The following is a 22,729-nucleotide window of genomic DNA, read 5'->3' as shown; positions in this document are numbered from 1 at the left end:
GGAGACAGGTGTGATGCGTGTAACCAAAGGCTCTGGGAGACGAGAACAATGACACAGACAACACTGCCTGAAGGCATGGACTTTCCCTTGGAGGGAGTGCGCGTACTGGACCTCTCGCGTGTGTTTGCAGGTCCTTTGTGTGGCCAGGTGCTGGCTGACTTTGGTGCAGAGGTGATCAAGGTCGAGCACCCGCTGCGCGGAGATGACACCCGCGACTGGGGCATGCGCATTGGCAAGACCGAAACCACCTACTACAACAGCATGAATCGCAACAAGCGGTCCATCACGCTGGATCTGCAAAGCGCCGAAGGTGTGCAGATCATCTATGAGCTGTTGCCGCAGTTTGATGTGGTGATTCACAACTTCAAGCACGGCGGTGCGGACAAGCTCGGCCTGGGCTACGAAAAGCTCAAGTCCATCAAGCCGGACCTGATCTACTGCAGCATTGCGGGCTACAACAGCGACACGCCCGAGGCACACCGCCCGGGCTATGACCTGGTCATCCAGGCTGAAGCGGGTCTGATGGCTATCAATGGTGAAGAGGGCACACCGCCGCTGAAGTTTGGCGTGGCCGTGGTTGATCTGATGACCGGCATGTACGCCGCGCAGGCCGTGCTGGCGGCGCTCTACCGCAAGAGCCGCACAGGGCGCGGTCGCCAGATTGAGCTGGCACTGTACGACTGCGGCCTGACCATCAATGGCTACTACGCGCTGGACGCCATGCTGTTGGGCCACGACACACAGCGCTATGGCAATGCACACCCTTCCATCGTGCCCTATGGCCTGTTTGATGCGGCCGATGGCCCGCTCATCATCGGCGTGGGCAATAACCGCCAGTACGAGGCCTTCTGTCGCCATGTGATTGAGCGCCCCGACCTGTTTGAAGACCCACGCTACGCCACCAATGTGGAACGTGCCCGGAACCGCCACGAAATCCTGCCGCTGCTCAAGCAGGTCATCGCCAGCCACCCACGTCAGCAGTTGCTCGAACGCATGCGTGCCGTAGGCATCCCCTGCGGTGAAGTTGCGGGCCTGCATGAAGCCCTGACCAGTGAGCGCACACGACAGGCTGGCATGTTCCACCAGATGCCGCACCCCGTGGTCGGCCAGACCTGGGTGTTTGCGCCGCCCTATCGTCTGGACGGTCAGCGCCTGCCCATCCGCAATGCACCGCCCACGCTGGGTGACTCCACGCGTGCTGTGCTGCAGGAACTGCTGTCCATGAGCGATGAACAGCTGCAGTCCCTGAAGGACAAAGGCGTGCTCACACTGCCTGAGCAGCAGGGCTGATTTTTCTGGCCGGGTCTGTGCATGACTGCTCCCAAAGAGGGCAGCGTGTTCAGGGAGGAGGCCCGGCTGCTTTCTATATCCACACCGCAATTTCTGGGAGACAACCACATGGATAGCACACACACCACAACACGCCGCCACATCCTGGCAGCAGCGGCTGCGGCAGCAGGTACCAGCCTGATCGGCTTGCCTGCCTGGGCCCAGGCCAACTATCCCAGCAAGCCCATCCGCTTTGTCGTGCCCTTTAACCCCGGTGGTGCGACCGACATCGTCGCGCGCGTGCTGGCAGAAGCCATGTCCAGGCAGCTGGGCCAGCCCATCATTGTGGAAAACAAGGCCGGTGCATCGGCCATGCTGGGCACGGACCAGGTCGCCAAGTCGGCGCCCGATGGCTACAACGTGGTGGTGTCGCTGAGCACTTCGCTGCTCATCAATCAGTTTCTGTACTCCAAGATGGCCTACAACCCCCAGAAGGACTTGCTGATGCTGTCGGAGATTGCCTCCGCCCCTGTCACACTGGTGGTCCATCCTTCTGTGCCTGCCAACAACATGCAGGAGCTGCGGGCCTGGGTGAAGGCCAACAAGGGCAAGGTGTCGTACGGCAGCTGGGGGGTGGGCTCCTACGCCCACCTGGGTGGTGCCTATATGAGCAAGACCATGGATGCCGACATGAGCCATGTGGCCTACCGTGGCGAGGCGCCCATGATTCAGGAACTCATTGGCGGTCAGCTGCAGCTGTGCTTCTCCAGCGCACAGAACACCAAGCCTTTTATTGAAACTGGCCGCCTCAAGGCCATTGGCGTAACAGGCAAGCAGCGCATGTCTGTGCTGCCTGATCTGCCCACCATCTACGAGCAGGGCGTGACCGATGATGCCTACGCCATCGCCGGTTTTGTCGGCATGGCGCTGCCTGCTGGTACGCCCAAAGAGGTTGTGGATGCGCTGTATGCAGCGCTCCAGCAAGCCTCGCAGGACCACAAGGTGCAGGAGCGCCTGGACGGAGCAGGCTTTCTGCCCGTGTTCAGCACCCCGGAGGCCTTTGCCCAGTCCTATGCCGAGGCAGCCCCCATCTGGAAGCAGCTGATTGAAGTGGCTGAGGCCAAGGTCGACTAAACAACAACGAACGGAGACAGAATCATGCGTTTGACAAACATCACCCGCCGCACCCTGCTGGCAGCCGCTGCCACCCTGGTAGCCGGATCGGCCTGGGCGCAGGCCCCATGGCCCAGCAAGCCCATTACCCTGATTGTTCCTTTCCCTCCCGGAGGGCCCACCGACGTGGTATCGCGCATCGTGGGCAAGGAGCTGGCAGACCGCCTGGGTCAACCTGTGATTGTGGAAAACAAGGCTGGTGCTTCGGGATCGATTGCTGCACAGCAGGTCAAGCGTGCAGCCCCTGATGGGCACACCCTGATGATGCTGGCCACTCCCACACTGTTTGCACCGCTGTTTTTCAGAAACGCCGGCTATGAGGTCACCAAGGACTTCACACCCATCTCCATGGTCTATGACCTGCCGATTGCCATGGTGGTCAATCCCGAGAAGCTGCCTGGCGTGACTACGCTGCCGCAGCTGATTGAAACTGCACGCGCCAAAAAGGGCGAGCTGAACTACACCACCTCTGGTGCTGGCAGCTTCGGCCACATGAGCATGGAGCTGCTCAAGGAGATGGGCCAGTTCGATATGCAGCACGTGGCCTACCGTGGCGGCGTGCCTGCCATTACTGACACCATTGGCGGCCAGGTGCCCATCATGTATGCCGACCTGGTCGCGGCCCTGCCGCATATCAAGTCCGGCAAGCTGGTCGCGATTGCCGTGGGCTCGCCCGAGCGTGTCTCGGTCATCCCTGAAGTCAAGACCATTGCCGAGCAGGGTATTGATGGCTTCTCAGCCGTATCGCTGGGCGCATTGCTGGGCCCCAAGGGCATGGATCCTGCAGTGGTCGAGCGCCTGAACCAGGAAGTTCAGGACATCCTGGCGCAGCCCGATGTGCAGCAGCGCATTCTGGGCGCTGGAGCGATTGCCAAATTCATGCCAGCGGCAGAACTGCAGCGCAGTCTGGAAGCGGACTACACCAAGTGGTCCAAGGTGGTGAAGGACAAGGGCATGGTGGCGGAGTAAGTCGTTTTGCTCATATCACCTCGCTATTTGTGAAGTCACAATTTCAAATTATTGAATTCATAGCTGCTGGCGCTTGATGTATAAGCGTTAGCGACCGTTTTAACCAACAATTTCTGAAAGAGCAAAACCATGAAGGTATTGGTCCCAGTCAAGCGCGTGGTGGACTACAACGTCAAAGTCCGCGTGAAGTCCGACGGCACAGGCGTGGACATCGCCAACGTCAAGATGAGCATGAACCCCTTTGACGAGATTGCCGTCGAAGAAGCCGTGCGCCTGAAGGAAAAGGGTGTGGTCACCGAGGTGATCGCTGTCTCCTGCGGCGTGACCCAGTGCCAGGAGACCCTGCGCACGGCCATGGCCATTGGTGCGGACCGTGCCATCCTGGTGGAAACCAATGAAGAGCTGCAGCCCCTGGCCGTGGCCAAGCTGCTCAAGGCCCTGGTGGACAGGGAGCAACCCGGCCTGGTGATTCTGGGCAAGCAGGCCATTGACGATGACTGCAACCAGACAGGCCAGATGCTGGCGGCGCTGGCAGACCTGCCACAAGCTACTTTTGCCTCCAAGGTGGAAGTGGCTGGCGACAAGGTGAACGTGACCCGTGAAGTGGACGGTGGCCTGGAAACCCTGAGCCTGTCCACCCCCGCAGTGATCACCACCGACCTGCGCCTGAACGAGCCCCGCTACGTGACCTTGCCCAACATCATGAAGGCCAAGAAAAAGCAGCTGGACACCGTCAAGCCTGAAGACCTGGGCGTGGATGTGGCCCCCCGCATCAAGACCCTGAAGGTGGCAGAGCCTGCCAAGCGTGGCGCTGGTGTGAAGGTACCCGATGTTGCAACGCTCGTAGAAAAACTCAAAAACGAAGCGAAAGTGATCTAACCCCCTGAGCCGCTTCGCGTCTTCCCCCAAGGGGGACGACAGCCTCGCGTCGGGGCGGCCCTAGCTCGCTGTCTCTGGCTTTGAGACGTGCGGGTTTTGAAGGTCGATGCCCGTTCGCGGACTTCGTAAGAACGTAAAGAATTTTGGAGTTGAAATGACTTCCCTCGTTATTGCTGAACACGACAACGCCTCCATTAAGGGCGCAACCCTGAACACCGTCACGGCTGCTGTGGCCTGCGGTGGTGATGTACACGTGCTGGTGGCTGGTGAAAACGCCGCTGCTGCAGCCGCTGCTGCTGCCCAGATCGCAGGTGTGTCCAAGGTCATCCACGCCGATGGCGCAAGCTTGAAGGACGGCCTGGCCGAGAACCTGGCTGCACAGGTGCTGGCCATTGCCGGCAACTACAGCCACATCCTGTTCCCCGCCACTGCTTCCGGCAAGAACGCCGCCCCCCGCGTGGCCGCCAAGCTGGACGTAGCCCAGATCAGCGACATCACTGCTGTGATCTCTGCTGATACTTTCGAGCGCCCCATCTACGCAGGCAATGCCATTGCCACCGTGCAATCCGCTGACGCCACCAAGGTGATCACCGTGCGTACCACCGGCTTTGACGCTGCCGCTGCTACCGGCGGCTCTGCAGCCGTTGAAACCGTGGCGGCTGTGGCTGATTCGGGCAAGAGCGCCTTTGTGGGCCGTGAAGTGACCAAGAGCGACCGCCCTGAGCTGACGGCCGCCAAGATCATCGTCTCCGGTGGTCGTGCGCTGGGCTCGGCCGAGAAGTTCAACGAAGTCATCACCCCGCTGGCCGACAAGCTGGGCGCGGCCATTGGTGCTTCCCGTGCAGCCGTGGATGCAGGTTACGCCCCCAACGACCTGCAAGTGGGCCAGACTGGCAAGATCGTGGCACCTCAGCTGTACATCGCAGCCGGTATTTCGGGCGCGATCCAGCACCTGGCAGGCATGAAGGACTCCAAGGTCATCGTGGCCATCAACAAGGACCCTGAGGCTCCCATCTTCTCGGTGGCGGACTATGGTCTGGAAGCCGATCTGTTTGCCGCAGTGCCTGAAATGGTGGGCAAGCTGTAAAAAGCTTTTCAGCTGCAAGGCTGCCAGTACAGGAGGAGCCGCAAGGCTCCTTTTGTTTTTGTAGCTGTCAGCGCTTGCTACATAAGCTCTGGAGTCATTTTTTAAATAAATTCAGGCTGGCTGTGAGTGGCGGGTGGTTGAGGCTGCTGTCATTCACCGCAATACCGTCAGCCTCTTGCCAAGTGCCTGTCAAGCATGAAAGCGGGCTTCAAGTAAAATGGAGCGTTTTGCGTGAGGCATGGTCTGTGGCCTGTTCACGCAAGGCAGGAGCCAGTTGAAGCACTGGTTTCTTTTTCAACATTTCATGTTCTTCGCTTTAGCCTGAGCTGACTTTGTAGCTATGCCAATTTATGCGTACAAGTGTGGTGCCTGCGGCCACGCCAAGGATGTTCTCCAGAAGATGTCGGATACCCCGCTGACGGATTGCCCAGCTTGCGGTGCGGCTGCGTTTTCCAAGCAGCTGACAGCGCCTGGCTTCCAGCTCAAGGGTACGGGCTGGTATGCCACCGATTTCAAGGGTGGCTCCAGCAGCGCTGCTTCTGCAGCCCCTGCCTGCGATAACGGTGGCAGCGCCTGCGCCGCTGCCGGTTGCCCCGCTGCTGCGGAGGCCTAAGACCAGCTATGCCTGCATTGCGTAAATGGTTGCTGACCGGCTTGCTGGTCCTGGTGCCCGGCGTGATCACGGTCTGGGTGCTGCACTGGATCATCAGCACGCTGGACCAGACGCTGTATCTGTTGCCAGAGGCCTGGCAACCTGACCGGCTGTTGGGCATGCACATCCCTGGGTTTGGCGTGGTGCTGACCCTGCTGGCCCTGCTGCTCATCGGTGCGATTGCCAGCAATTTTGTAGGCCGAAAGTTGGTGTCTTGGGGCGATGCCATCATCGCCCGTATACCAGTGGTACGCTCGATCTATTCCAGCGTCAAGCAGGTATCGGACACCGTCTTCTCCGACAATGGCAATGCGTTTCGCACCGCCGTGCTGGTGCAGTGGCCCCGTGAAGGGGTGTGGACCCTGGGGTTCATCACCGGTACACCGGCGGGTGAGGTTGCGGGCTATTTGCGTGACGAGTTTGTCAGCGTGTTCGTGCCGACCACGCCCAACCCCACAGGTGGCTACTTCGTGATGATGCGCAAGAGTGACTGTGTGGAGCTTGAAATGAGCGTGGACGCTGCGCTCAAGTACATCGTCTCCATGGGGGTGGTGGCGCCTCCGCCGCTGCCCGTGCCTGACGAAGAACGATAAACAACCTAAGAAAGCGCGTCCCACAAGGGCGCAGGAAGATAAATCATGGCCATGCGCTCTGAATATTGCGGTCTTGTGACCGAAGCCCTGATGGGCCAAACCGTTACCCTGTGTGGCTGGGTAAACCGTCGCCGTGACCACGGTGGCGTGATCTTTATTGACCTGCGTGACCGTGAAGGTTATGTGCAGGTGGTGTGCGACCCAGACCGCCCTGAAATGTTCAAGGTGGCTGAAGATATCCGCAACGAGTACTGCGTACAGGTCAAGGGCGTGGTGCGTGCACGTCCTGCAGGCACGACCAACGACAAGCTCAAGAGCGGTCAGATTGAAGTGCTGTGCCATGAGCTGAACGTGCTCAACGCATCGGTGACACCTCCCTTCCAGGTGGATGACGAGAACCTGTCCGAAAACGTGCGTCTCACCAACCGCGTGATGGACCTGCGCCGTCCCCAGATGCAGCGCAACCTGATGCTGCGCTACAAGACCTCCATCCAGGTGCGTAACTTCCTGGACAAGCTGGGTTTTGTAGACATCGAAACTCCCATGCTGGGCAAGTCCACTCCCGAAGGCGCTCGCGACTATCTGGTGCCTTCGCGCGTGCATGACGGCCAGTTCTTTGCGCTGCCCCAGTCGCCCCAGCTGTACAAGCAGATGCTGATGGTGGCGGGCTTTGACCGCTACTACCAGATCACCAAGTGCTTCCGCGATGAAGACCTGCGTGCGGACCGCCAGCCAGAATTTACCCAGATCGACTGCGAAACCTCCTTCCTGAGCGAAGAAGAAATTCGCGCCATCTTCCAGCAGATGATCTGCGAAGTGTTTCAGCAGCAGCTGGGCGTGGATCTGGGCGAGTTCCCCATCATGACCTACCAGGACGCGGCTTTCCGTTTTGGTTCGGACAAGCCTGACCTGCGCGTGAAGCTCGAATTCACTGAGCTGACCGATGTCATGGCCGATGTGGACTTCAAGGTGTTCTCCACCCCCGCTACCACCAAGGGTGGCCGTGTGGTGGCCCTGCGCGTGCCCGGTGGCGCACAGATTTCGCGTGGCGAAATCGACGGCTACACCGAGTTCGTGAAGATCTACGGTGCCAAGGGGCTGGCATGGATCAAGGTCAACGAAGTGGCCAAGGGCCGCGACGGTCTGCAGTCGCCCATCGTGAAGAACCTGCACGATGCAGCGATTGCTGAAATCTTGAAGCGCACGGGCGCTCAAGACGGCGACCTGATCTTCTTTGGCGCAGACAAGGAAAAGATCGTCAATGACTCCATCGGTGCACTGCGTCTGAAGATCGGCCACAGCGAATTCGGCAAGAAGAACGGCCTGTTCGAAGACAAGTGGGCACCGCTGTGGGTGGTGGACTTCCCCATGTTCGAGCATGACGAGGAAGAAGACCGCTGGGTGGCTGTGCACCACCCCTTCACATCGCCCAAGGATGGCCATGAAGACCTCATGGCGACCGATCCCGGCAAGTGCCTGGCCAAGGCCTACGACATGGTGCTCAACGGCTGGGAGCTGGGTGGCGGCTCGGTGCGTATCCACCGCGCTGACGTGCAGGCCAAGGTGTTTGAAGCCCTGAAGATCACGCCCGAGCAGCAGCGAGCCAAGTTCGGCTACCTGCTGGATGCGCTGCAGTACGGTGCGCCTCCCCATGGTGGTCTGGCCTTCGGTCTGGACCGTCTGATCACGCTGATGACCGGTGCCGAGTCCATCCGTGACGTGATTGCCTTCCCCAAGACACAGCGTGCCCAGGACCTGCTGACCCAGGCACCTTCGCCTGTGGACGAAAAGCAGCTGCGCGAGCTGCACATTCGCCTGCGCAATCCTGACGCAGTGAAGGCATCGTAATTCGATTGCTCTGCAAATAAGAGCTGTTGGCGCTTGTGTATCAAGCGCTAGCAGCCAAAAACATAGAAGGCCTTTGTGGAAACGCAAAGGCCTTTTTGCATGAACAGGGCATGCTTTTGGTGTGAAGATGCAGGGGATGAAGCAGTGTGCTTACAAAATTGCCCAGTCTGTACTGGTGGTGATCTACACGGCGCAAGGCCAGGTCCTGCTGCTGCGGCGTACGCAGGGCGATGGTCTGGGCCAGGACTACTGGCAGCCCGTCACCGGCAGCAAGGATGCCGAGGATGAACCCTGGGCGCAGACGGCTGCGCGTGAGGTCTGGGAAGAAACGGGTATTGACGTCCATGCCCCGGGCTGTGAGTTGCATGACTGGGAACTGGAGAACGTCTATGCGATCTACCCACAGTGGCTGCACCGCTATGCACCGGGCACCTGTATGAATACAGAGCGGGTGTTTGGCCTACGGGTGCCACCGGACATCCGTGTAACCCTGAACCCTCGTGAACATACCGCGTTTGCATGGCATGCTTGGCGCGAGGCCGCGGATCGCTGCTATTCGCCTTCGAATGCGGAAGCGATTCTTCATCTGTCAGCTTTTCTTGTTCCATGACTTCTGAGCCTTCCATTTCTTTGCCACCCATGGAAACCACCGCTTCGGGCTTGCTGGTGCCCAGCGAGCCTGCGATCTTGCGTGTGGCCACCTACAACATTCACAAGGGTGTGCAGGGGCTGGGGCCGACGCGGCGGCTGGAAATCCACAACCTGGGGCTGGCTGTGGAACAGCTCGATGCCGACATCGTCTGCCTGCAGGAAGTGCGCAAGATGAACCGGCGCGAGGCGCAGTACTTTGACAACTGGCCCCATGTGCCGCAGGCTGAATTCCTGGCGCCTGAAGGCTATGAGGCCGTCTACCGCACCAATGCCTACACCAAGGACGGTGAGCATGGCAATGCGCTGCTCTCGCGCTGGCCGGTGCGTGACATCAAGCACCTGGATGTGTCCGACCACCGCTTCGAGCAGCGCGGCCTGCTGCATGCTGAAGTGATGTTCCAGGGTCGCTCGGTCCACACCGTGGTGGTGCACCTGGGCCTGATTGCAGGCAGCCGTGTGCGCCAGATTCAGCAGCTGCACCAGTTCATCGAGCGTGAGATTCCACCGGGCGCGCCCGTGGTGGTGGCGGGTGACTTCAATGACTGGGGTAGCCACATCAAGCATATGCTTGCCGGTTTTGGCCTGCATGAGTATGACGGCGATGGCAGTACACTGACCTATCCTTCACGCCTGCCTTTGGCGCAGCTGGATCATGTGTATGTCCGGGGACTGGAGCCTTTGAGCCTGATGGTGCCGCAGGGCCGCATCTGGTGGCGCATGTCGGATCACCTGCCACTGATTGCTGAATTCAGGCTATGAACTTTCAGTGTTTAATAGTATTTGATTGTTGAATGCTGCCTCCATGATTCACTGTTACCATCCCGCCCATGTTTCAAGATTTGGTTGCCGCATCCGCTACACAGCCTGAGAGCCAAGATCCTCAAGGCAAGCCTGTTTCCCTCAAGATTCGAGAGCGGGTGCAGGCCGCTGGCCGCAGTTTTTTTGCCAACGACAATATCTCGGAATTCATCGAACCCGGCGAGCTGGAACAGCTGCTCGACGAAGTCGAGACCAAGATGCAGGGCGTGCTGGAGAGCATGGTCATTGACACGGCCAATGACCACAACACCAAGGCTACGGCCCGCCGTGTGGCCAAGATGTATCTGAAGGAAGTGTTTGCGGGCCGCTACCATGCGCAGCCCACCATCACCGAATTCCCCAACGCCAAGCACCTGAACGAGCTGATGATCGTCGGCCCCATCACGGTGCGTTCGGCCTGCAGCCACCATCTGTGCCCCGTCATGGGCAAGATCTGGATTGGTGTGATGCCCAACAAGAACACCAATGTGATTGGTCTGTCCAAGTACGCACGTCTGGTGGACTGGATCATGGGTCGCCCCCAGATTCAGGAAGAGGCCATCATCCAGCTGGCAGACCTGATCATGGAAAAAACCCGTCCTGACGGGCTGGCCGTGGTCATGGAGTGCTCGCACTTTTGCATGTCCTGGCGCGGTGTGCGCGAGACGGACAGCAAGATGCTCAACTCCGTCATGCGTGGTGCTTTCCTGAACGACCCCACGCTGCGTCGTGAATTCCTGTCGCTGATTCCCGGTCGCCGTCCGGATTAAGCAGCGACAATCGCTACTCCTGCCAAGGGCTGCGCCATGCGCAGCCCTTTTCGTTGGCTGTCCCGTTTTGCCTTGCGCATTCTTTCGCGCTGCCCTTCATGTCTTTGCAAGCCTTTGCCCTCATCATTTTTGCCGGTGTGATTCATGCGGGCTGGAACATTGCCGCCAAAAAAGCTGGGGGGGATGCACGCTTTGCGTTTTTCACGTCTTTGCTGCTGATTGTGTTCTGGGCGCCCTTGGCCTGGTGGGTAGGGCGCGATGTGGTGGGCAGCTGGGGCTGGCAGGCCTGGGCGCTGGTGGCGGTCAGTGGCGTGCTGCATCTGGCCTATTACGTCATTTTGCTGCGCGGCTACCGCAAGGCCGACCTCACCGTGGTCTATCCGCTGGCGCGTGGCAGCGGGCCTTTGATCAGCTCGCTGTTTGCCATTGTGGTGCTGGGTGAGGAGATCTCGCAGCTGGGCATGCTCGGTGTGCTGGGCGTGGTGCTGGGGGTGTTTCTGATTGCAGGTGGCCCCGGTATGTTCAGGCTGCGCCATGATCCACAAGCGCGTCTGCGCCTGCATCAGGGCCTGTTTTATGGTGTGGTGACGGGTATCTTCATTGCCGCCTATACGGTGGTGGATGGCTATGGCGTCAAGGTGCTGCTGCTTTCGCCCATTCTGATTGACTACTTTGGCAGCTGCCTGCGCGTGGTGCTGCTCTCGCCCGTCATTTTGCGCAATGTGCAGGAGGCCAAATTCCTGTGGCAGCTGCAGTGGCGCTGGGCACTGCTGGTGGCTGTGGTCAGCCCCATTGCCTATGTGCTGGTGCTGTATGCCATGCAAAGTGCGCCCATCTCGCACGTGGCACCGGCACGTGAAGTTTCCATGCTGTTTGCCGCCATCATCGGCGGCCACCTGCTGCGTGAGGGCGATCGCATGGTACGCATTGCGGGGGCCATCTTGATTGCCTTTGGCGTCACGGCCTTGGGGCTGGGGTAAATTGCAGCCATGGTGATGAAAAAGTTTTTGCAGGCGCTGATGTTGGGCGCGGCCCTTGCGCTGCTGGGCACAGGTTCGGCCCACAGTGCTCCCGCTCCCTGGTACTGGTGGATCAGCAAGCACGATGGCCGCCAGATCTGCGCACAGTTCATGCCAGCCAAAGGCTGGGAGCGCGGTGCTGGTCCGTTTGACAATGCGCAGTGCACTTCCAGACGCCGCTCACTGCTGCATGAGCGCTGAGTCCGCAGGGGGCTGGGCTGCCTGATCCCGTCACGCAGGCGCTTGGCATAGCCGCAGCCGCAGGCGCACAATCGGCGCTTTTGTGCGATTGCGAAAGCCTTTTGCCCCATGCCTGCCATTGATACCCTGATTGCTTTTTTTGGTGTTGCCGTGCTGCTGGCCCTGAGCCCCGGGCCGGACAACCTGTTTGTGCTGGTGCAGTCCGCACAGCGCGGCTGGCGGCTGGGCATGTGCGTGGTGGTAGGCCTGTGCCTGGGGATTCTGGTGCACACCACGGCGGTGGCACTGGGCCTGGCTGCGGTGCTGGCAGCGTCAAGCACGGCGTTTACGGTGCTCAAGTGGTGTGGTGCCGCTTATCTGGCCTGGCTGGCCTGGGGGGCGCTGCGAGCGCCTTCACAAGTCAGTGATACGCCTGTGGGCAGCAGCGCGGCACAGCCTTTGCAACTGCGTGAAGCGCTGCGCATGGTGGGGCGTGGCGTGGTGATGAACATCACCAATCCCAAGGTGCTGATTTTCTTTCTGGCCTTTTTGCCGCAGTTTGCCGACCCTGCGCGCGGCAGCGTGGCCTGGCAGATTGCCTGCTTTGGTGCGGTGTTTGTGCTGGCTACCTTTTTGGTGTTTGGCGCCATTGCCTGCTTTTCCGGTGTGTTTGGCGGTCTGCTGCAGCGCTCAGCACGTACGCAGTGGTGGCTGAACCGGTTGGCTGGTGTGGTGTTTCTGGGGCTGGCGGTGCGGCTGGCCACTACGCAAAGATAAAAAACAATAGCTGCTAGCGCTGATTTAAAAAGGACTTCAGATAGAAAACTATCTGAAGTCCTTTGTTTTCAAGCGCTGGTAGCTCCTTTTTTTAATTCTTCTCTGACCAGTGCAGAGCAGACAGGTCGTTCACAAAAATCGGCATGTCCTTCCACAGACCACGCAGGTTCTTGTTCGCAACCGTCACCCACTGCGGCTGGTACAGGAAGCCGTGGACGGCATCGTTGGCCAGCAGGCGCTGAGCCTGGCCCAGCAGCCGTGCACGGTCTGTGGGGTTGGGCGTGTGCTTGATCTTGTCGTACAGGTCGCGGAACTCCTGCGAGTCATAGGCCCAGTAGTAGTCAGGCTTGGCAAAGTTGCCCAGGTCAAAGGGCTCGACGTGGCTGATCATGGTCAGGTCGTACTGCTTGTTGCCATAGGTGCCAGACAGCCACTGCGCCCATTCCACGTTCTGCAGCTTGACTTCAATGCCCACCTTGGCCAGCTGGGCTGCAATGATTTCACCGCCCTGGCGCGCGTAGGGTGCGGGGGGCAGTGTCATGGTCAGTTTCAGGGGGAGCTTCACACCCGCTTCAGCCAGCAGTGCCTTGGCTTTTTCAAGGTCGTGCGGGTTGATGCCCGTGGTGTCCACATAGCCAAAGGCACCGGGTACGTAATGGCTGCCAATGGGCTTGCCATAGCCTTCAGCAGCCCCTTCGATGACGGCCTTGCGGTCAATGGCTGCCGCAATCGCCTTGCGCACGCGCACATCGTTGAGTGGCTTTTTGCCGTTGTTGATGGCCAGAATGGTCTTGGCGCGTGAGCCGCTGACATGCACCTGAAAACGTGGGTCCTTGGCAAACTGCGGCACGCTGCGTGGCGCTGCGCGCGGGAAGGCATCCACGTCCCCTGCCAGCAGAGCAGCGACCTGGGCGGCCGCATCGGGGATGAAGCGGAAAGTGGCGCGTTTGATGCGGATCTTGTTCGCATCGCGGTATTCCGGCCAGGCCACCAACGTGACCGAGCTGCCCTTGCGCCATTGACCCAGCTGGTAGGGGCCGGTGCCCACGGGCTTGGTGCTGTTGGTGGCGGCGCTCTTGGGCTCGACGATGATGGCAGTTGCCTGACCGAGCAGGAACAGGAAGTCCGGGTCGATTTCCTCGGTGACGATTTCTACCGTGTGCGCGTCCTTGACGCTCACTTTCATGCCCGCAAAGCTGCGCTTGTCCTTGTTGGTGCTGCCTTCGCTGCCCGCACGGTCAAAGGAAAACTTCACGGCATCGGCATTGAAGGGTTCGCCGTTCTGGAACTTCACGCCCTTGCGCAGGCGGAAGGTGTAGGTCTTGAGATCGGGCGAGACATCCCAGCTTTCGGCCAGCATGGGCGAGACACTGCCATCGGGGTTGATCTTGGTGAGCGTCTCAAAGATGTTGTAGTGCGTGACCTCAGCAATCGAGGAAGAAGCGCTGGCCGTGGGGTCCAGCACCGGTGGCTCCAGCGTGAGCGCCAGCGTCACAGCATCCTTTTTGCTGGGCTGGGCCATAGCGTGCAGAGGCACGATGGCAGCCAGGCTGGCGAGAGCGCTGGATGCCAGCAAGCTGCGGCGATGAATCATGGTGGAAGTTCTCCCTTGTGTCTCGTTGGATCGATGAAAACCGCGCAGGCCCGTGCACATGTCTGCCGTGCAGCGCGCAGATGGCGGCTCTCCAGTGTGTTCACACCCAGCTGTGCTGCACTGCACAGTCTTGTGAGCAGCCTGCTTTTTACACCAAGTTCTGCTGACTGGCCTGCGCCCGCAGATGACGCAGCGCACGTGCACGGCCCGGAGCGATCTGTGGCACGGCGTTGAGCAGGCTTTGCGTGTAGGGGTGGCGTGCATGCAGGAACAGCTGCTGTGGCGTGCCACGCTCGACGATCTTGCCCTGCTGCATGACGGTGACTTCATCGCACAGGTGGTTGACCACGGCCAGATCATGGCTGATGAGCAGGTAGGTCATGCCAAAGCGCTGCTGCAGATCGAGCATCAGATTGAGCACCTGGGCCTGAATGGACACGTCCAGCGCACTCACGGGCTCATCGGCCACGATGAGCTTGGGGCGCGTAATCAGCGCACGTGCAATCGCAATGCGCTGGCGCTGGCCGCCTGAGAATTCGTGCGGGTATTTGTCCAGATCGCTGGGGTGCAGGCCGACTTCGACCAGTGCCTCTTCTGCCACTTCGCGTTGCTCGCTACGGCTGGAGCGGCTCAGGGCCTGCAGGGGCTCAGCAAGAATGGCGGCAATGCGCATGCGTGGGTCCAGTGATCCGTACGGGTCCTGAAACACCATCTGGTAGTTGCGGCGCATGTCGCGCAACGCACGGCTGCGCAGGCTGTGAATGTCATGACCGTCCCACAGCACCTGGCCGCTGCTGGGGGTATCCAGTCCCATGGCAAGCCGTGCCAGCGTGGATTTACCAGAACCAGACTCGCCCACAATGCCCAGATTGCGGCCGCTGTAGACCTTCAGGTCCACACCCTGCAGGGCATGCAGAAACGCTGGTGCCTGCCACAGCTGGCGGCGTGGCAGGCGATAGCTTTTGCTGACGGCCTGCAGTTGCAGCAGGGGCGGGCGCAGATCGTCGAGCTTCATTTCCATGCCTCCGTATTGCCGGGACGCATGGCCTCAGGGCGCAGGCAGCGCACCTGGTGTACGCGCAGACTGCTGTATTCGGCCTCATGGGGCTGAAAGCTGGGGATGCCTACGCGCGTGGGCCGCTCCTCGAAGCAGCGCTGTTCGGCAAACGAACAGCGGTCTGCAAATGTACAGCCACGTGGCAGAGCGCGCAGCGGCGGCACCGAACCTGGAATGGTCAGCAGGTCCATAGGCTTGCCGCTGGGCTGGCGGGGCGCATCCAGCCGTGGGCGCGCAGCCATCAGGCCACGGGTATAGGGGTGGGCCATGTGGCGAAACAGGGCCGCAGTCGGGCCGCTTTCCACGACCTGACCGCCGTACATGACCAGCATGTCATCCACGTTCTGGGAGATCACGCCCAGGTCGTGCGAGATCAGGATGAGCGCCATGTCACGCTCTGCCACCACATCGTTGATCAGGTCGAGAATCTGTTGCTGCACGGTCACGTCCAGCGCGGTGGTGGGCTCGTCTGCAATCAACAGGTCTGGCTCGCAGGCCAGCGCCATGGCAATGGTGATGCGCTGGCGCTGGCCACCGGAAAACTGGTGCGGGTAGTCATCCACGCGTGCGCTGGCATTGGGAATGCCCACGCGGCCGAGCAAATCTGTGGCGCGGCGCAGCGCCGCTGCACGGCTCAGACCCTGGTGGCGGATCATGGGCTCGGCCACTTGGCGCCCTATGGTGTGTACGGGGTTGAGGGCCGTCATGGGCTCCTGAAACACCATGGCCATGCGGTTGCCGCGCAGGGCCTGCCACGCGCTTTCGCTCTGGCCCACCAGCTCCTGACCGTTCCACAGCATGCTGCCGGTGACGCTGGCGTTGTCTGGCTGCAGCCCCATGAGGGTCTGCACCGTCAGCGATTTGCCGCTGCCCGACTCGCCGATGATGCCCAGCGCATGGCCGCGTTCAAGTTTGAAAGACACATGGCGCAGCGCCTGTACGGCACCTTGATCGCCACGCAGAAACAGATGGAGCCCGGTTACTTCAAGCAAAGGCATGGCAGTCTTTCTGAGGGCTTAGCGCTGGCGGTGCAGGCGGGGGTCCAGCAGATCGCGCAGACCATCGCCCAGCAGGTTCAGGCCCAGCACCGACAGGGCAATCGCCACGCCGGGGAAGATGGCCAACAGTGGGGCCTGGAACATCAAGGTCTGGGCATCGCTGAGCATGCGGCCCCACGATGGCTGGGGCGGCTGCGTGCCAAGGCCCAGATAGGACAGGGCTGCCTCGGCCAGAATGGCCAGCGCAAACTGAATGGTGGCCTGCACGATGAGCACGCCCATGATGTTGGGCAGCACGTGCTGGAAGGTAATGCTGAAACGGTTTTTGCCACAGGCACGCGCGGCGGTGATGTATTCCCGCGTCCAGATGGCATTGGCCGAGGCACGCGTGATGCGGGCAAAGGTTGGAATATTGAAGATGCCAATGGCAATGATGGCGTTGACCATGCTGGGGCCAAACACGGCCGTCATCATGATGGCCAGCAAAATGGCGGGAAAGGCAAAGGTGAAGTCACTCAGGCGCATGATGACTGCTTCCACCCAGCCGCGCAGGGCAGACGCCAGCAGGCCCAGGGCCACGCCAAAGACCAGGCCAATGCCCACGGCGATCACACCCACGGCAATGGAGCTGCGCGCACCCACCATGAGCTGTGAGAGTACATCGCGCCCGAAGGCGTCCGTGCCCAGCCAGTGCTGGCTGTCGGGCAGCAGCAGCTTGGCATCCATGTTCATGGCATAAGGGTCCCAGGGCGTCCAGATCAGGGACAGCAGGGCGCACAGCAGCAGGCAGCTGCTCAGCAGCATGCCCACCAGCAGGTTGGGCTGTCGCAGGCCACGCTGCCAGGCGGAAAAGGGCTGGCTCATAAGTCTCTGGCTTTCACGCGGGGGTCAATGACGGCGTAGAGCACATCCACTATGAAGTTGACCACGATGACCATGGCGGCAAGCAGCATGACGCAGTTGCGCACCACGATCAGATCCCGGTTGGCAATCGACTGAAAGATCAGCCGCCCCAGACCGGGCAGATAGAACACGTTTTCCACCACGATGGTGCCTGCCAGCAAATTGGCAAACTGCAGGCCCATGACGGTGATGACCGGAATCATGGCGTTGCGCAGCACATGGCCCCAGAGCACGGCACGCTGGCTCAGGCCCTTGGCGCGTGCAGTGCGCACAAAGTCTTCGCGCAGCACTTCCAGCACGGCCGAGCGTGTGATGCGCGCCAGAATTGCAGCCTGCACCACGGCGAGCGAAATGGCGGGCAGCAGCAGTGCCTGCAGCGCAGGCCAGAAACCTCCGCCTTCCTCGGCACTCCAGCCCGGAAAACCGCCTGCGGAAAACCATTGCAGCTTCACCGAAAACAGCAGAATCAACAGGATGGCAAACCAGAAATTCGGAATGGCAATGCCCAGCTGTGCCAGACCCATGATGCTGATGTCGCCCAGCTTGTTGTGGTGCGAGGCCGCATAGACCCCTGCCAGCAGGGCCAGCACCGTGGTCAGCAGCATGGCCATCAGGGCCAGGGGAATGGTCAGCGCCAGGCGTTCCTGAATCAGCTCCCACACAGGGGAGTCATAGGCATAGCTGTCACCCAGATGGCCTGTGAAAAAGCCTTGTATCCACTGTGCGTAGCGTTGCAGGGCAGGCTGGTTCAGGCCCAGCTGCTCGGCCAGGGCGACCACGGCTTCCGGATCGGCATCCGGCCCCATCAGCACCTGCGCTGCATTGCCCGGCAGAATTTCGAGCATGGCAAACACCACCACGGATGCACCCAGCAAGGTGGCAATCAGTGTGAGCAGGTGTCTGGCAAGAAAAACACTCATGAATACGAGAGGGTGAGGCGGTCAGAAAAAGTGGGCCCGAGCATAGCGGCAAACCCGGTGCAAAACCGCAGTGCGAAGTACGGAAGTGCGGACTATATCGCTGAGAGGGGCAGCTGCACACGATAATTGGCAGATGTCCCCCGTATTCAAGCCCTGTGTGCCCGCGTTGTGCCGTGGTGGCGATCTCGACCAAGGAGGTGCGCTATGGCACTGATGATCACTGATGAGTGCATTAACTGCGATGTGTGTGAGCCTGAGTGCCCCAATGATGCGATTTCAATGGGGGAGCTGATCTATGAAATCGACCCGCACAAATGCACGGAATGTGTGGGGCACTTTGATGAGCCGCAGTGCATGCAGGTCTGCCCGGTATCGTGCATTCCCGTCAATCCGGATTTCATGGAAAGCCGCGAAGTGCTGCTTAAAAAATATGAGCTGCTCACGCAGGCAAAATAAGGGTTTCAGGCATAAATAAGCTGAAAGCCCTTATCAATACTGCGCAAGCAGCTATGTTTTTAAGCTTGGCCTGATTGGGGCTGCGCCGCAGTGCCTGCGGCCTGCTCAGGCGCTGGCTTGCGTGGTGGCTTGGGGCGTGGTGGTTTATTGGTGTTGATCTGGGCCGTGGCCTTTTCCATGTCACCCGCCACCAGCAGCGGCCAGGCTTTGAGGCTGCGGTCAATCTGCTCGTGAATGGCGTTCCACTGCTCCTGTGGTGGCTTCTTGAGCACCCAGCCTGAGACCTCGCCCTTTTGTCCGGGGTGGCCAATGCCCACACGCAGGCGCCAGTAGTCAGGGCTGCCCAGCTGGGCGTGGATATCGCGCAGGCCATTGTGCCCGCCGTGGCTGCCGCCCTTTTTGAGCTTGACCTGGCCGGGTTCAAAGTCCAGCTCGTCATGCACTACCAGCACTTCCTCGGGCTTGATCTTGAAAAAGCGCGCCAGAGCGCCTACCGACTTGCCCGACAGGTTCATAAAGGTCTGCGGCTGCAGCAGCCACACAGCCTGCCCCTGTACATTGGCGCGTGCCACCAGGCCCCAGTAGCTGCGCTCGGGCTGCAGATGCACCTTGAGTTCACGTGCCAGCCCGTCAATCCACCAGAAGCCGGCGTTGTGACGGGTGTCTTCGTATTCCGGACCTGGATTGCCAAGGCCCACAAACAGTTTGATCATGTTGCGATTATCGGATGTGCCAAAGTCCACGGTATGTGCGCCGCAAAACAAATGGCCCACACAAGGTGGGCCATTTGTTTTGCCTACAGCCCCGGAAGGCTGTAGCGACAGGCAAAAAAGAATTACTTCTTCTTCTTCTTGTCGGTGGTGGCGGCAGCCACAGGAGCTGCAACAGCAGCTTCAGGCAGCTTCACGGACACCAGAGCGGGGTTCTTGTTCGCGCCGCGAGCAATGATCTTCACGCCAGCAGGAGCCTTCACGGACTGCAGACCGGGGATGATCTTGGAAGTCAGCTTGGACAGGTCCACAGCGATGAACTCAGGAGTCTTGGCAGGAGCTGCCAGCACGGACACTTCAGTGATCAGAGGAGTCACAGTGCCGTTTTCCACGGTCACAGCAGGAGACTGCTCAGCGTTTTCGTAACGCAGGGCCACCTTGGATTCCACCTTGGTGTTCTCGTCCACGCGCTGGAAGTCGATGTGCAGAACCAGGGGCTTGAAGGGGTGGAATTGCACGTCGCGCAGCACAACCTTGGTGGTCTGGCCGTCCAGTTCCAGGTCCAGGATCGAAGTGTGGAAAGCTTCCTTCTTCAGAGCGTGGAACAGGTTGTTGTGATCGACTTCGATCTTCACAGCATCTTGGCCAGCGCCAAACAGGATGCCAGGGGTCTTACCAGTAATACGCAGGCGGCGGCTCGCACCCGTACCTTGCAGATTGCGCGTAGTTGCGACGATTTGCATAACAAACTCCAGTTTGAGTGGACCGCGACCAGTCCCACTCGGTTGATAACAAGGCTGTTGCCTTGGATGAAATTTCGGAAAACGCAAGCCTCCCGAAGGAGGCTCACAGCTTTCCGAAGGGAAAACGTTTAGTCCTGGAACAGGCTGCTGACCGAATCACCAGACGAAATACGCTGCATGGTTTCGGCAAACAGAGGAGCCACGGAGAGCTGGCGAATCTTGCCGCAAGCCTGTGCCGCAGGGCTCAGAGGAATCGTGTTGGTCACTACGACTTCGTCGAGCGCATCGCCTTCGGAAATACGCTGGATGGCAGGGCCGGAGAAGATGGGGTGTGTGCAGTAGGCATACACCTTCTTGGCGCCACGCTGCTTCAGGACTTCGGCAGCCTTCACCAGTGTGCCTGCGGTGTCGATCATGTCGTCCATGATCACGCAGTTGCGGCCGTCGATGTCACCAATCACGTGCATCACTTCCGACACGTTGGCCTTGGGACGACGCTTGTCGATGATGGCCAGATCGCACCCCAGCTGCTTGGCCAGTGCACGTGCACGCACCACGCCACCCACGTCAGGAGAGACAACGATCAGATCGTCGTACTGCTTCTGCTTCAGGTCACCCAGCAATACGGGCGAAGCGTAGATGTTGTCCACGGGAATGTCGAAGAAACCCTGGATCTGGTCAGCGTGCAGGTCCATGGTCAGGACGCGGTTCACGCCAGCGGCCTGCAGCATGTTGGCGACCACCTTGGCGGTGATAGGCACACGTGTGGAACGCACGCGGCGATCCTGACGGGCATAGCCAAAGTAGGGAATCACAGCACAGATGCTTTGTGCGGAAGCACGCTTCAAGGCATCGACCATGACCAACAACTCCATCAGGTTGTCATTGGTTGGTGCGCATGTAGGCTGGACCACAAAAACGTCGCGGGTGCGAACGTTTTGCTTGATTTCTACGGTCACTTCACCGTCAGAAAAACGACCAACATCGGCTGCGCCCAGAGACGCGCCGAGGTGCTTGGCGATTTCTTCGGCCATGCCACGATTGGCGTTGCCCGTAAAAACCACGAATTCAGAGTGATTGGATTGCATGAGCTTCCCAGTATTGGGTTTGCTTAAACGCATAAAGATATTTGGCAGGGGAGGAAGGACTCGAACCCTCGCATGCCGGAATCAAAATCCGGTGCCTTAACCAACTTGGCGACTCCCCTACACAGGTCAATTGTCGTCGATAACAATCAACCGGTAGCTTGGTTTATTCTGGAACCCAGTGCAGCAAAGGGTGTTTATCCAGATTTTTGCAAAGTTTGATTTGCCAGCTACTGCTTGCAGCTTGTAAATCAATGTCTTTACTGTCTTGTGCAAACACTGCACTACCTGAGCCCGTCATTGTAGCACGCAATCCTTGGGATTGAAGCCAATTGGTAACTTGCGTTACATCATGACACAGCGCTTCAGCAACTGGCTGCAAGTCGTTGTGGCCAAAGCCGTAGTGATCTGCAGCAAAGTCTGCAATTGTAGCAGACTTTGTGTCGCGTTTGAGCTCAGGCGAGCGAAAGATGCTGGGCGTGTCCAGCCCCGCCTGGGGTTTGATGACCCAGAAGCTGCTGGCGGGTAAGGCTGCATTGCCTTCCAGCGGCGTGATGTGCTCACCAATGCCTTCGACCCAGGCGTTGTGACCATGAATGAAGAAAGGCACATCGGCACCCAGACGCACGCCAATGTCTGCCAGCTGCTGGCGGTTCAACCCCAGCCTCCAGAGGCGGTTGAGCGCGATGAGTGTGGTGGCTGCATCCGAGGAGCCGCCACCCATGCCGGCCTGCGAGGGAATGTGCTTGTCAATCGCAATGCGTACGCCCTGTGTGCAGCCTGTGGCTGCCTGCAGTGCTCTGGCTGCACGCACGCACAGATCGTCAGCGGGCAGCTCCGGAGCGCCGGGGTTCAGGTCCTGGCGAGAGACTTCGCTGCTGCCCTGCAGGCTTTCAAAGTGCAGCTGGTCTTGCCAGTCGATCAACATGAAGACCGACTGCAGCAGGTGGTAGCCGTCCGCACGGCGGCCAGTGATGTGCAGAAACAGATTGAGTTTGGCCGGGGCCGGAACGTCGTACAGGCTGAGCATGAGAAAGTTTGGGGCAGCCCTGGGCTGCCGCTGGTATTTACTTCACTGAAGCGGTTGCAGCACCACGCGCAAGGTAGCCTGAGGTGGTGGGCTGATGCGCTGTGCCGTAATGCGGCCCTGTGCGTGGCGGCTGAGGTCCACCTGCCAGCCTTCAGCTGTCATGGGCTGGCCTTGCAGCCAGCTGAACAGTGCCTGCACTGGCAGTTCTGTGCCAAGGCTCAGGCGAAGCAGCTCCTGCAGGGAGTCGGAGTGGCGCATCTGACTGCCTTGTTGCAGTACTGCATGCTCCGGGGTCCACTGCAGCCTGGCAATCTGGGAGCCAAACGGATTGAAAACATCGAGCTGGCCTTGCTCTGCAGAGCCCTGCAACTGGAAAGAAGCGCTGAAGGACTGCTCCTGTGCCATGGGGTCATGCACTTGCAGACCCATGCGGCCACTCCAGGATGTGCGGGCGGTGTCCTGTGGGCGAGGTGGCGTGCTGCATGCCGACAGTGCCAATGCGGCCGCCAGTCCCAGCCAGCATGCTCGGCGATGTAGTAGGAAAGAGAGTGTGCTGGTGTGCATGGTG

At 59.8% G+C, this 22,729-nt stretch carries 25 protein-coding genes and 1 tRNA gene; 15 read left to right on the top strand and 11 right to left on the bottom strand.

The features are described 5' to 3' along the window. The first annotated feature begins 48 nt into the window (after positions 1-48). The 14 genes from B5M06_RS03065 to B5M06_RS03000 all read left to right on the top strand — a co-directional run bounded on the left by B5M06_RS03065 (position 49) and on the right by B5M06_RS03000 (position 12,665). A complete protein-coding gene (locus B5M06_RS03065; protein ID WP_054066174.1) occupies positions 49-1,290 on the top strand; it encodes a CaiB/BaiF CoA transferase family protein in 1,242 nt (413 codons plus the stop codon). Positions 1,291-1,398: 108 nt separating this feature from the next. Next, a complete protein-coding gene (locus tag B5M06_RS03060) occupies positions 1,399-2,403 on the top strand; it encodes a Bug family tripartite tricarboxylate transporter substrate binding protein (RefSeq protein ID WP_054066175.1) in 1,005 nt (334 codons plus the stop codon). Positions 2,404-2,427: 24 nt separating this feature from the next. Beyond that, complete coding sequence (locus B5M06_RS03055; protein WP_054066176.1) at positions 2,428-3,411, top strand: Bug family tripartite tricarboxylate transporter substrate binding protein; 984 nt, start codon at positions 2,428-2,430, stop codon at positions 3,409-3,411. 129 nt (positions 3,412-3,540) lie between these two features. Next, entirely contained in the window at positions 3,541-4,290 is a 750-nt protein-coding gene (locus B5M06_RS03050; protein ID WP_054066177.1) for an electron transfer flavoprotein subunit beta/FixA family protein, read from the top strand. Between the two features lie 154 nt (positions 4,291-4,444). Next, positions 4,445-5,377 (top strand): electron transfer flavoprotein subunit alpha/FixB family protein, encoded by a 933-nt coding sequence (locus tag B5M06_RS03045; protein WP_054066719.1) that lies wholly within the window; start codon positions 4,445-4,447, stop codon positions 5,375-5,377. 340 nt (positions 5,378-5,717) lie between these two features. After that, entirely contained in the window at positions 5,718-5,990 is a 273-nt protein-coding gene (locus B5M06_RS03040) for an FmdB family zinc ribbon protein (RefSeq protein WP_054066720.1), read from the top strand. A gap of 8 nt (positions 5,991-5,998) precedes the next feature. Further along, positions 5,999-6,622 carry a DUF502 domain-containing protein gene (locus tag B5M06_RS03035; RefSeq protein ID WP_054066721.1) on the top strand — a complete coding sequence of 208 codons (624 nt, stop codon included), beginning with the start codon at positions 5,999-6,001 and terminating at the stop codon, positions 6,620-6,622. A 45-nt stretch (positions 6,623-6,667) separates the two neighbouring features. After that, complete coding sequence (gene aspS, locus B5M06_RS03030) at positions 6,668-8,470, top strand: aspartate--tRNA ligase (RefSeq protein ID WP_054066722.1); 1,803 nt, start codon at positions 6,668-6,670, stop codon at positions 8,468-8,470. A gap of 136 nt (positions 8,471-8,606) precedes the next feature. Beyond that, positions 8,607-9,080, top strand: a complete 474-nt coding sequence (gene nudB / locus B5M06_RS03025) for a dihydroneopterin triphosphate diphosphatase (RefSeq protein WP_054066723.1) — start codon at positions 8,607-8,609, stop codon at positions 9,078-9,080. A gap of 29 nt (positions 9,081-9,109) precedes the next feature. Further along, on the top strand, positions 9,110-9,880 hold the full coding sequence (locus B5M06_RS03020) for an endonuclease/exonuclease/phosphatase family protein (RefSeq protein WP_054066747.1): 771 nt from the start codon (positions 9,110-9,112) through the stop codon (positions 9,878-9,880). A 68-nt stretch (positions 9,881-9,948) separates the two neighbouring features. Further along, positions 9,949-10,689 (top strand): GTP cyclohydrolase I, encoded by a 741-nt coding sequence (folE, locus tag B5M06_RS03015; RefSeq protein WP_054066724.1) that lies wholly within the window; start codon positions 9,949-9,951, stop codon positions 10,687-10,689. 98 nt (positions 10,690-10,787) lie between these two features. Beyond that, positions 10,788-11,669, top strand: a complete 882-nt coding sequence (locus B5M06_RS03010; protein ID WP_054066725.1) for an EamA family transporter — start codon at positions 10,788-10,790, stop codon at positions 11,667-11,669. Between the two features lie 15 nt (positions 11,670-11,684). After that, positions 11,685-11,909, top strand: a complete 225-nt coding sequence (locus B5M06_RS03005; RefSeq protein WP_054066748.1) for a hypothetical protein — start codon at positions 11,685-11,687, stop codon at positions 11,907-11,909. A 108-nt stretch (positions 11,910-12,017) separates the two neighbouring features. Next, positions 12,018-12,665 (top strand): LysE family translocator, encoded by a 648-nt coding sequence (locus B5M06_RS03000; RefSeq protein WP_054066726.1) that lies wholly within the window; start codon positions 12,018-12,020, stop codon positions 12,663-12,665. Positions 12,666-12,756: 91 nt separating this feature from the next. On the opposite strand, the gene B5M06_RS02995 is transcribed toward B5M06_RS03000, so the two are convergent. From B5M06_RS02995 to B5M06_RS02975, 5 genes are all read right to left on the bottom strand, one after another. After that, the gene (locus tag B5M06_RS02995; RefSeq protein WP_054066727.1) at positions 12,757-14,259 is read right to left on the bottom strand and encodes an ABC transporter substrate-binding protein; all 1,503 of its coding nucleotides are present in this window, start codon (positions 14,257-14,259) and stop codon (positions 12,757-12,759) included. Positions 14,260-14,407: 148 nt separating this feature from the next. Further along, positions 14,408-15,274, bottom strand: a complete 867-nt coding sequence (locus B5M06_RS02990) for an ATP-binding cassette domain-containing protein (protein ID WP_205245372.1) — start codon at positions 15,272-15,274, stop codon at positions 14,408-14,410. Further along, the gene (locus tag B5M06_RS02985; protein WP_054066729.1) at positions 15,271-16,314 is read right to left on the bottom strand and encodes an ABC transporter ATP-binding protein; all 1,044 of its coding nucleotides are present in this window, start codon (positions 16,312-16,314) and stop codon (positions 15,271-15,273) included. The genes B5M06_RS02990 and B5M06_RS02985 overlap by 4 nt, the downstream gene beginning before the upstream one ends. Before the next feature lie 18 nt (positions 16,315-16,332). Continuing rightward, on the bottom strand, positions 16,333-17,178 hold the full coding sequence (locus B5M06_RS02980) for an ABC transporter permease (RefSeq protein WP_054066730.1): 846 nt from the start codon (positions 17,176-17,178) through the stop codon (positions 16,333-16,335). Then, on the bottom strand, positions 17,175-18,137 hold the full coding sequence (locus B5M06_RS02975) for an ABC transporter permease (protein WP_054066731.1): 963 nt from the start codon (positions 18,135-18,137) through the stop codon (positions 17,175-17,177). Before B5M06_RS02975 ends, B5M06_RS02980 begins: the two co-directional genes overlap by 4 nt. Positions 18,138-18,341: 204 nt before the next feature. Between B5M06_RS02975 and B5M06_RS02970 the strand changes: the two genes are divergently transcribed. After that, a complete protein-coding gene (locus tag B5M06_RS02970; protein WP_054066732.1) occupies positions 18,342-18,593 on the top strand; it encodes a YfhL family 4Fe-4S dicluster ferredoxin in 252 nt (83 codons plus the stop codon). A gap of 59 nt (positions 18,594-18,652) precedes the next feature. Here the strand turns inward: B5M06_RS02970 and pth are convergent, their stop codons facing one another. The 6 genes from pth to B5M06_RS02940 form a co-directional block, all read right to left on the bottom strand. Beyond that, complete coding sequence (gene pth / locus B5M06_RS02965; protein ID WP_054066749.1) at positions 18,653-19,306, bottom strand: aminoacyl-tRNA hydrolase; 654 nt, start codon at positions 19,304-19,306, stop codon at positions 18,653-18,655. 122 nt (positions 19,307-19,428) lie between these two features. Continuing rightward, on the bottom strand, positions 19,429-20,046 hold the full coding sequence (locus tag B5M06_RS02960) for a 50S ribosomal protein L25/general stress protein Ctc (protein ID WP_054066733.1): 618 nt from the start codon (positions 20,044-20,046) through the stop codon (positions 19,429-19,431). 128 nt (positions 20,047-20,174) lie between these two features. Next, complete coding sequence (locus B5M06_RS02955; protein WP_054066734.1) at positions 20,175-21,134, bottom strand: ribose-phosphate pyrophosphokinase; 960 nt, start codon at positions 21,132-21,134, stop codon at positions 20,175-20,177. A 42-nt stretch (positions 21,135-21,176) separates the two neighbouring features. Further along, a tRNA-Gln gene (locus tag B5M06_RS02950) sits at positions 21,177-21,253 on the bottom strand. A 44-nt stretch (positions 21,254-21,297) separates the two neighbouring features. Beyond that, on the bottom strand, positions 21,298-22,161 hold the full coding sequence (ispE, locus tag B5M06_RS02945) for a 4-(cytidine 5'-diphospho)-2-C-methyl-D-erythritol kinase (protein WP_054066735.1): 864 nt from the start codon (positions 22,159-22,161) through the stop codon (positions 21,298-21,300). Between the two features lie 42 nt (positions 22,162-22,203). Then, on the bottom strand, positions 22,204-22,725 hold the full coding sequence (locus B5M06_RS02940; RefSeq protein ID WP_054066736.1) for a lipoprotein insertase outer membrane protein LolB: 522 nt from the start codon (positions 22,723-22,725) through the stop codon (positions 22,204-22,206). Positions 22,726-22,729 lie beyond the last annotated feature (4 nt).

Origin of the sequence: Comamonas kerstersii (assembly GCF_002056725.1) — a bacterium.
Classification (GTDB): Bacteria; Pseudomonadota; Gammaproteobacteria; order Burkholderiales; family Burkholderiaceae_C; genus Comamonas; species Comamonas kerstersii.
This window is presented reverse-complemented; position numbering and strand designations above follow the sequence as displayed.

Excerpts from the sequence above, each read along its gene's own strand:
- B5M06_RS02995 (WP_054066727.1), bottom strand. The coding sequence starts at position 14,259 with ATGATTCATCGCCGCAGCTTGCTGGCATCCAGCGCTCTCGCCAGCCTG.
- B5M06_RS03000 (WP_054066726.1), top strand. The coding sequence starts at position 12,018 with ATGCCTGCCATTGATACCCTGATTGCTTTTTTTGGTGTTGCCGTGCTG.
- B5M06_RS03050 (WP_054066177.1), top strand. The coding sequence starts at position 3,541 with ATGAAGGTATTGGTCCCAGTCAAGCGCGTGGTGGACTACAACGTCAAA.
- B5M06_RS02955 (WP_054066734.1), bottom strand. The coding sequence starts at position 21,134 with ATGCAATCCAATCACTCTGAATTCGTGGTTTTTACGGGCAACGCCAAT.
- B5M06_RS03010 (WP_054066725.1), top strand. The coding sequence starts at position 10,788 with ATGTCTTTGCAAGCCTTTGCCCTCATCATTTTTGCCGGTGTGATTCAT.
- B5M06_RS02980 (WP_054066730.1), bottom strand. The coding sequence starts at position 17,178 with ATGAGCCAGCCCTTTTCCGCCTGGCAGCGTGGCCTGCGACAGCCCAAC.
- B5M06_RS03055 (WP_054066176.1), top strand. The coding sequence starts at position 2,428 with ATGCGTTTGACAAACATCACCCGCCGCACCCTGCTGGCAGCCGCTGCC.
- B5M06_RS03005 (WP_054066748.1), top strand. The coding sequence starts at position 11,685 with ATGAAAAAGTTTTTGCAGGCGCTGATGTTGGGCGCGGCCCTTGCGCTG.
- B5M06_RS03045 (WP_054066719.1), top strand. The coding sequence starts at position 4,445 with ATGACTTCCCTCGTTATTGCTGAACACGACAACGCCTCCATTAAGGGC.
- B5M06_RS03040 (WP_054066720.1), top strand. The coding sequence starts at position 5,718 with ATGCCAATTTATGCGTACAAGTGTGGTGCCTGCGGCCACGCCAAGGAT.
- B5M06_RS02960 (WP_054066733.1), bottom strand. The coding sequence starts at position 20,046 with ATGCAAATCGTCGCAACTACGCGCAATCTGCAAGGTACGGGTGCGAGC.
- nudB (WP_054066723.1), top strand. The coding sequence starts at position 8,607 with ATGAAGCAGTGTGCTTACAAAATTGCCCAGTCTGTACTGGTGGTGATC.
- folE (WP_054066724.1), top strand. The coding sequence starts at position 9,949 with ATGTTTCAAGATTTGGTTGCCGCATCCGCTACACAGCCTGAGAGCCAA.
- ispE (WP_054066735.1), bottom strand. The coding sequence starts at position 22,161 with ATGCTCAGCCTGTACGACGTTCCGGCCCCGGCCAAACTCAATCTGTTT.
- B5M06_RS02970 (WP_054066732.1), top strand. The coding sequence starts at position 18,342 with ATGGCACTGATGATCACTGATGAGTGCATTAACTGCGATGTGTGTGAG.
- B5M06_RS03065 (WP_054066174.1), top strand. The coding sequence starts at position 49 with ATGACACAGACAACACTGCCTGAAGGCATGGACTTTCCCTTGGAGGGA.
- B5M06_RS03035 (WP_054066721.1), top strand. The coding sequence starts at position 5,999 with ATGCCTGCATTGCGTAAATGGTTGCTGACCGGCTTGCTGGTCCTGGTG.
- B5M06_RS03060 (WP_054066175.1), top strand. The coding sequence starts at position 1,399 with ATGGATAGCACACACACCACAACACGCCGCCACATCCTGGCAGCAGCG.
- B5M06_RS02985 (WP_054066729.1), bottom strand. The coding sequence starts at position 16,314 with ATGCCTTTGCTTGAAGTAACCGGGCTCCATCTGTTTCTGCGTGGCGAT.
- B5M06_RS02940 (WP_054066736.1), bottom strand. The coding sequence starts at position 22,725 with ATGCACACCAGCACACTCTCTTTCCTACTACATCGCCGAGCATGCTGG.
- B5M06_RS03020 (WP_054066747.1), top strand. The coding sequence starts at position 9,110 with ATGGAAACCACCGCTTCGGGCTTGCTGGTGCCCAGCGAGCCTGCGATC.
- B5M06_RS02975 (WP_054066731.1), bottom strand. The coding sequence starts at position 18,137 with ATGAGTGTTTTTCTTGCCAGACACCTGCTCACACTGATTGCCACCTTG.
- aspS (WP_054066722.1), top strand. The coding sequence starts at position 6,668 with ATGGCCATGCGCTCTGAATATTGCGGTCTTGTGACCGAAGCCCTGATG.
- B5M06_RS02990 (WP_205245372.1), bottom strand. The coding sequence starts at position 15,274 with ATGAAGCTCGACGATCTGCGCCCGCCCCTGCTGCAACTGCAGGCCGTC.
- pth (WP_054066749.1), bottom strand. The coding sequence starts at position 19,306 with ATGATCAAACTGTTTGTGGGCCTTGGCAATCCAGGTCCGGAATACGAA.